Raw genomic sequence first — 6,473 nt, forward strand, 5'->3', positions numbered from 1 at the left:
CGCTTCCGGCAAGCCGATGCCGCCGGCCGACGCGCCCCTGGTTGCCTGGCTGCGCGACCTGATCTGAGCGATCGCCGCGCCCCAGACGCGGAACGGGTGAAGGTACTGGCCGAGCGCGCCGCGACCCATGGGCTCGCGTACGCCAAGCGGCGCGGTGCAGGGCCCGGGATCGTGCAGCGTGCCGAACGCGCGGTCGAAGATCGAGAACAGGGTGGCGAAGTTGGAGCCCGACCCATCCACGTCGCGGGCGTGATGCCAGCGATGCAGGATCGGTGAATTCAGAATCAGTCCCGCCTTGCCCAGGCTCCAGGGCACGTCGGCGTGGATGAAGTAGCCCCAGTAGTGGCGCGCCAGGACGGTCAGTGAGATCGCCCACACCGGAAAGCCCATCAGCGCCATCAGGATCGGATCGACCGCCGTCCCCAGCCGGTCAACCGGATGCATACGCTCCAGGCTGAACCACGTGAGGTTGGTGTCGCTGTGGTGGATGGCGTGCGCCGGCCATAACAAGCGGCTGTGCTGGACGCGGTGGCGCCAGTAGCCGAGGAAGTCGCCCACCACCAGGGCGATGATGCCGGTCACCCCGAAGCCCAGGCGCTCCCACAGGCCGGCGGTGGGTGCGACGAGGTTTGCGGTCGTGAGCGCGGTGGTGACGGCGGTCATCGCCAGCACCACCAGGGGGGTCACCGCCAGCTGGTCGATCACTGTGATCACCAGATTGATGCGGGTCTGCGGGCCGGCGGCGCGGGCGTCGGCCAGCGCGCGGCCGCGCTTGACGACCAGGGCGAGCGCGCAGAACGCCGCGGCGAGCACGCCCAGTTCCAGCCAGCGGCCGCCCAGTCCGCGCAGCAGTTCGACCACTTCCGACATGGCCCATGCCTAGCCCACGCAGGGCTGATGGTCCCTTAACGTGGCGGAGACGGCGGCTCGTCGTCGTCGCGGGGCAGGGGGACCTCCACCACGCCCAGGGCGTCCGCCAACCGCATCTTCGCCGAGCCCGGCTGCAGCGGCTTCTGCTGGGCCTCGTGCGGCGCCCAGCCGGTGAGGGTGATGATCTCGAACGTGGCGACCACGCGGCCGTCCGCTTCGGAGAACCGTTCGGCGTAGATCTCCAGGGCGCGGCCCAGCACTCGGCGGTCGAGCGCGTGCGGGTGGCGCTCGGCCGGCGCGTGGGTCTGGCCCATGGCCCGCAGGTCCGCGAGCAGCTTCAACGGATGGGCGTAGCGCACCTTGATCCGATCGACGTCAGCGACGGGCAGGGCGAACCCCGCCCGCTGCAGCAGGCCTGCGGCGTCCGGCGCGTCGGCGAACGGCGAGACCCGCTGGCCCGATCCGTCGGTCAGTTCCTCCTCGGCGGCGACAAGCGACTGGCGCAGCTCGGTCAGGGTCAGGCCACCCAGGAAGGCGCCGATGAACAGGCCGTCAGGGCGCAGGGCGCGGCGGATCTGGATCAGCGCGCCGACCACGTCGTTCACCCAGTGCAGGCCCAGCGTCGAGACCACGAGGTCCAGCGCGCCTTCAGCGAACGGCAGGCGTTCCTCGTCCAGCACCACCCGGGGCCCGGGGCGGCCCGCCAGCATCCCGAGGACCAGATCCGTCTCGACAAGCAGTCCGACCCTGGCGACCGCATCGCTGCCGGCCAGGGCCGCGCGGAACTGGCCGGTGCGGGCCGAAAGCTCGACCGTGAGCGGGAAGTCGCGCATGATCGGCTCCAGCCGCTCGACGATGTCGCGGGCGGCGCGGGCGTGCAGGAAATCGGCGTGCGCGAAGCCTTGAGCCGCGCGGGCCAGGCGGCGGGCGTGCAGGGCGCGGTCGAACAGATGGGGCGAAGCGGGCATGAGCCTGGAAGATGGCCTTGGAGCGGGCATATGGAAACCCGGCCCCGGCGTCAGGGGCGCGGTCCGCAGCGTGCTCGACCTCATGCTGCCGCCGCGCGCGCTCGACGGCGAGGGCCGCGCCATGGCGGCGGGCCTGTCCGCGGAGACCTGGACGCGGATCCATTTCCTCGACGGGCCGGTGTGCGACGGTTGCGGCGCGCCGTTCGAATACGACCTGGGCGAAGGCGTGCGGTGTGCGCCCTGCATGGCCAGGCCCAGGGCGTTTTCCCGCGCCCGCGCGGCGTGCCTGTACGATGAGACGTCGCGCGATCCGATCCTAAAATTGAAGCACGCCGACCGTCTTGATCTGGCGCCGATGTTCGCCCGCTGGCTGTCGCGCGCCGCCCACGACCTGCTGGAAGAGGCAGACGCCATTGCGCCCGTGCCGCTGCATCCGATGCGGCTGCTGCGTCGCCGCAGCAACCAAGCCGCCGAGATCGCCCGGTCGCTGGCGGGCCAGAGGGGCGTGACCTATCTGGCCGACGCCTTGGTCCGTCGGCGCGCCACCGAAACCCAGGCCGGACGCTCCGGATCGGGCCGCCGCCGCAACGTCGCCGCGGCCTTCGCCGTACCGCCCACAAAGGCGCGACAGGTGGCGGGACGCAACATACTGCTGGTCGATGACGTGATGACCACCGGGGCCACCGCGGAGGGCTGTGCGCGCGCCTTGCTCGCCGCCGGAGCCGCCCGCGTCGACGTGGCCGTCATCGCAAGGGTTCACGAAAGAGATTCAGGCGCCATATGAAGCGTCACAGGACCTTCATCCGTTAGCAGGCGCATGACCCAAGTCACCATCTACACGAAACCCTTCTGCCCGTTTTGCTCCCGCGCGATCGATCTGCTGGAGAAAAAGGGCGTCACCTTCACCGAAATCGAGGCGGCGTTTGACCCGGACAAGAAGCGCGAGATGGTTGATCGCTCCGGCGGTCGGGCGACCTTCCCGCAGATCTTCATCGGCGATCATCACGTCGGTGGCTGCGACGACCTGGTGGCGCTGGAACGCGACGGGAAGCTCGACGCCCTGCTCCAGGCCGACGCCTAGTTTGGCCCGATGCTGAAGGTCGGCCTCATCCAGACCCGTTCGCCGGCCACTCAGGCCGCGGCGCTTGAGCATGTCCTGCCGCTGGTACGGGAGGCTGCGGCGGGCGGCGCGCAGCTGATCGTCACGCCCGAAGGCACCAACATGCTGCAGGGCCGGCGCTCGGCGCTGTTGGCCCAGCTCGTCTCGCTTGAGGAGGATCCCGCGGTGGCGGGCCTGCGCACAGCGGCCGCCGAGCTGGGAGTCTGGCTGCTGATCGGCTCGGCCATGGTCCGGCGCGAGGATGGCAAGGCGGCGAACCGCTCCACCCTGATCTCGCCGGACGGCGTGGTCACCGCCACCTACGACAAGCTGCACATGTTCGACGCCGACCTGCCGAACGGCGAGCGGGCGCGGGAATCGGAGACTTATGAGCCTGGCGCTCAGGCGGTGACGGCGGACGCCGCCGGCGCGCGGCTGGGACTGAGTGTCTGCTACGACATCCGTTTTCCGGCGCTCTACCGGGCGCTGGCCTTGGCGGGCGCGCAAGTGTTGACCGTCCCTGCCGCCTTCACGCGGCCCACCGGCGAGGCGCACTGGGAGATCCTGTTGCGCGCACGCGCCATCGAGACCGGCGCCTTCGTGCTGGCCCCCGCACAGGGCGGCCGCCACGAGGACGGGCGCGGCACTTGGGGACGCACCATGGCGATCGCGCCCTGGGGCGAGGTGATCGGCAAGCTGGATCACGACGAGCCCGGCGTCCTGCTGGTCGATCTCGATCTGGACGCGGTGGATAAGGCGCGGGCCGCGATTCCCGCCCTGAAGAACGCGCGCGCGTTCACCGGCCCATGATCCGTTATGCGCTCGCCTGCGCTCATGGCCACGGCTTCGAGGGCTGGTTCGGATCGTCCGAAGCTTATGACGAACAGGTCGCCAGCGGGCTCGTGGAGTGCCCAATGTGTGGCGCGCGCGAGGTCAGCAAGCAGATCATGGCGCCGGCCGTGGCGGGCGCGAAGAAGCGCGATCCAGCGCCCGCCGAGCCTTCACAGGCGATGATGGCGGAGGCCATGAGCCGAGTGCGCCGCCATGTGGAAGAAAACTTCGACTACCTCGGTGACGGATTCGTCGACGAGGCGCGCGCCATCCACCAGGGCCGCGCGGAGGATCGCGGCATCTTTGGCGAGGCCAGTCCTGCGCAGGTGCGCGAGCTTGCCGAGGAAGGTGTCCGGGTGGCGGCGATGCCGCCTGCGCCGCCGAAGAAGTCGGATATCAACTGACGCTGCGTCCAGGCTCGCGTTGTGCGCCGTCGCATCCTGCTTCATGTTCCGAGGCGGGGACTAGGAAAGCGGGCTTCATGTCGATCATCAGGAACTGGCTCTCCGTCGCCTCCGTGGCGGCGATCCTGGCGGCGGGCCAGAGCGGCGGCGCGGCGGCGGAATCCGCGTCACCCCGGACCCTGCGCGTGGTCGGCGAAGCGCTGACCCCGATCATGGGCGTCCAGCCGCGCTTCGTCATCGACGCCCAGGTGCTCCCTGGAGAGGGCGCATTCCGCAGCGAGGTCGAGGGCTGGTTCTCCGCGCTGGCCCCGATCCGCGGGGCCGACGAGATCCGCGGGGCCTGCGTGGAGATCCGCTGCGCGCTCTACGCCAACTTCGACCAGGGCAAGATCGAGATCAGCGCCGACCTCGCCGGCTCCGGCGCGCCCGGCGGTGGGCGTATGGTGCTGACCGACGGCGAGGGTAAGACGCTGGGCGAGACCGCGCTGCGCTTCACTTCGCTGACCGGTCCGATCCCCGGCGTTGGCGAATTGGCCGCGCCAGGCGTCGTGGGCGCGATCGAGCTCGCCGATCTGCTGATGTGGAATGGCGCGCCGGCCGCCTTCGGTTCCACCGAAGACGGCCCGGTGAGCTGGCTGCAGCGCCAGGCGCTGGCCGACTGGCAGTCTGACCAGGGCCGCCCGGCGACCGGACTGATCCTCAAGGAGGACCTTGCGGTGTTACGGGCCGGCGCCCAGGCGGCGAAGGCGCGCGCAGGCTGGACAGCGTTGGGGGATCCCGCCCGCGGCTGGACCGCAGGCTATCCAGCGACCCTGCTGCCGCGCTCGGAACGCAAAGGTCAGGTCCAGCGCTTCGCGAGCGCCGACGGCGCTTCGGTGCTGGAGATCGCTGTCGACCCGTCGCTCAGCGACACCGCGTTCAACGCCCTCGTCGAGCAACTCAGCGTCGAACGGCCGGGCGTCTCCAACCGCAACTACACGCGGGTCAACAACGACATGGAGATCACCTACGAGGAGAACGGTCGCGAGATCTCCGCCGCCTATCACAACCGCGAAGGCGGCCTGGTGCGCCTGGAGTTCAGCTACCCCTCGGCGCGCGCCGCAGAAATGGCGGCGTTCAAGGCGATCCTCCCGCGCAGTCTGCTGGTGTCGGACGAGATCGCGCCGCTCTGACGTCGCGCCCACCTTGTGTGACGGAATTACCACACTACATCCCCGGTGACGCGGGCCGTGCTTGATGCAAGGCGGCCTCGCGGCACGCCGCCTTTGAGGGGATGCCCATGAACATCGACATCTATTCCGATCGCGCCAAGCAGGCGATCCAGTCCGCCCAGAGCCTGGCGCTCGCCCGCCGACATCAACAACTGGCCCCGCAGCACCTGCTCAAGGTGTTGCTGGAGGAAAAGGACGGCCTGGCGCGCGCGCTGATCCAGAGCGCCGGCGGCCGCCCCGACGCGGCCGACGCTGCGAGCGAGGCCTCCATCGCGCGGATGCCCAAGGTCGAGGGCGGCTCCGGCCAGCTCTACATGGCCCCAGACGCCGCTAGAGTGTTCGCCAAGGCCGAGGCGGACGCCAAGCAGCAGGGCGACGCCTTCGTCACCACCGAGCGCCTGTTGGTGGCGCTGGCCGAGGAGGGCGGCGAGGCTGCTGACGCGCTGAAGGCCGCGGGCGTCAACGCCGCCGGCCTGGAGGAAGCCGCCAAGGGGGTGCGCAAGGGCCGCACCGCAGACAGCGCCTCCGCCGAGGAAGGCTATGACGCGCTGAAGCGTTACGCCCGCGACCTGACCCAGGCCGCCCGCGACCAGAAGCTGGATCCGGTGATCGGCCGCGATGAGGAGATCCGCCGCACCATCCAGGTGCTGTCGCGCCGCACCAAGAACAACCCCGTGCTGATCGGCGAACCGGGCGTCGGCAAGACCGCCATCGTCGAAGGCCTCGCCCTGCGTATCGTCAATGGCGACGTGCCCGAGAGCCTGAAGGACAAGAAGCTCCTGTCGCTGGACATGGGCTCGCTGATCGCCGGCGCGAAATACCGCGGCGAGTTCGAGGAACGGCTGAAGGCGGTGCTGGGCGAGGTGACTGCGGCCGAAGGCTCGATCATCCTGTTCATCGACGAGATGCACACCCTGGTCGGCGCCGGGAAGAGCGAAGGCGCGATGGACGCCTCCAACCTGCTCAAGCCCGCCCTGGCCCGCGGCGAGCTGCATTGCGTGGGCGCGACCACGCTCGACGAGTACCGCAAGCACGTGGAGAAGGACGCGGCGTTGGCGCGGCGCTTCCAGCCGGTGTTCGTCGGCGAGCC

8 protein-coding genes are annotated in these 6,473 nt (G+C 70.1%); 6 read left to right on the forward strand and 2 right to left on the reverse strand.

Annotation, left to right across the window (positions count from 1 at the left end; all coding sequences use genetic code 11):
* Positions 1-870 (reverse strand): sterol desaturase family protein (locus Q8M88_RS08660; protein WP_305596407.1); only part of this gene is annotated, 870 nt, incomplete at its 3' end.
* Between the two features lie 35 nt (positions 871-905).
* Positions 906-1,838: a methyltransferase domain-containing protein gene (locus tag Q8M88_RS08665; protein ID WP_305596409.1), complete on the reverse strand. Its 933-nt coding sequence runs from the start codon at positions 1,836-1,838 to the stop codon at positions 906-908.
* On the opposite strand from Q8M88_RS08665, the gene Q8M88_RS08670 reads away from it, so the two are divergent.
* The 6 genes from Q8M88_RS08670 to Q8M88_RS08695 form a co-directional block, all read left to right on the forward strand.
* Positions 1,837-2,622, forward strand: coding sequence for a ComF family protein (locus tag Q8M88_RS08670; protein WP_305596411.1), 786 nt, complete (start codon positions 1,837-1,839; stop codon positions 2,620-2,622). The two genes, Q8M88_RS08665 and Q8M88_RS08670, sit on opposite strands and share 2 nt — an antisense overlap.
* A 33-nt stretch (positions 2,623-2,655) precedes the next feature.
* Positions 2,656-2,919: a glutaredoxin 3 gene (gene grxC / locus Q8M88_RS08675; protein ID WP_305596413.1), complete on the forward strand. Its 264-nt coding sequence runs from the start codon at positions 2,656-2,658 to the stop codon at positions 2,917-2,919.
* A gap of 9 nt (positions 2,920-2,928) precedes the next feature.
* On the forward strand, positions 2,929-3,747 hold the full coding sequence (locus Q8M88_RS08680) for a carbon-nitrogen hydrolase family protein (protein WP_305596415.1): 819 nt from the start codon (positions 2,929-2,931) through the stop codon (positions 3,745-3,747).
* Entirely contained in the window at positions 3,744-4,172 is a 429-nt protein-coding gene (locus Q8M88_RS08685) for a DUF1178 family protein (protein ID WP_305596417.1), read from the forward strand. The genes Q8M88_RS08680 and Q8M88_RS08685 overlap by 4 nt, the downstream gene beginning before the upstream one ends.
* Positions 4,173-4,249: 77 nt before the next feature.
* Positions 4,250-5,344: a hypothetical protein gene (locus Q8M88_RS08690; protein WP_305596419.1), complete on the forward strand. Its 1,095-nt coding sequence runs from the start codon at positions 4,250-4,252 to the stop codon at positions 5,342-5,344.
* 107 nt (positions 5,345-5,451) lie between these two features.
* The coding region (locus tag Q8M88_RS08695) for a Clp protease N-terminal domain-containing protein (RefSeq protein ID WP_305596421.1) at positions 5,452-6,473 on the forward strand (1,022 nt) is incomplete at its 3' end.

Source organism: Phenylobacterium sp. (assembly GCF_030693805.1).
GTDB lineage: Bacteria > Pseudomonadota > Alphaproteobacteria > Caulobacterales > Caulobacteraceae > Phenylobacterium.

Coding starts and splice junctions, on each gene's coding strand:
- Q8M88_RS08685 (WP_305596417.1), top strand. CDS start 3,744: ATGATCCGTTATGCGCTCGCCTGCGCTCATGGCCACGGCTTCGAGGGC.
- Q8M88_RS08665 (WP_305596409.1), bottom strand. CDS start 1,838: ATGCCCGCTTCGCCCCATCTGTTCGACCGCGCCCTGCACGCCCGCCGC.
- Q8M88_RS08690 (WP_305596419.1), top strand. CDS start 4,250: ATGTCGATCATCAGGAACTGGCTCTCCGTCGCCTCCGTGGCGGCGATC.
- Q8M88_RS08670 (WP_305596411.1), top strand. CDS start 1,837: ATGAGCCTGGAAGATGGCCTTGGAGCGGGCATATGGAAACCCGGCCCC.
- Q8M88_RS08680 (WP_305596415.1), top strand. CDS start 2,929: ATGCTGAAGGTCGGCCTCATCCAGACCCGTTCGCCGGCCACTCAGGCC.
- grxC (WP_305596413.1), top strand. CDS start 2,656: ATGACCCAAGTCACCATCTACACGAAACCCTTCTGCCCGTTTTGCTCC.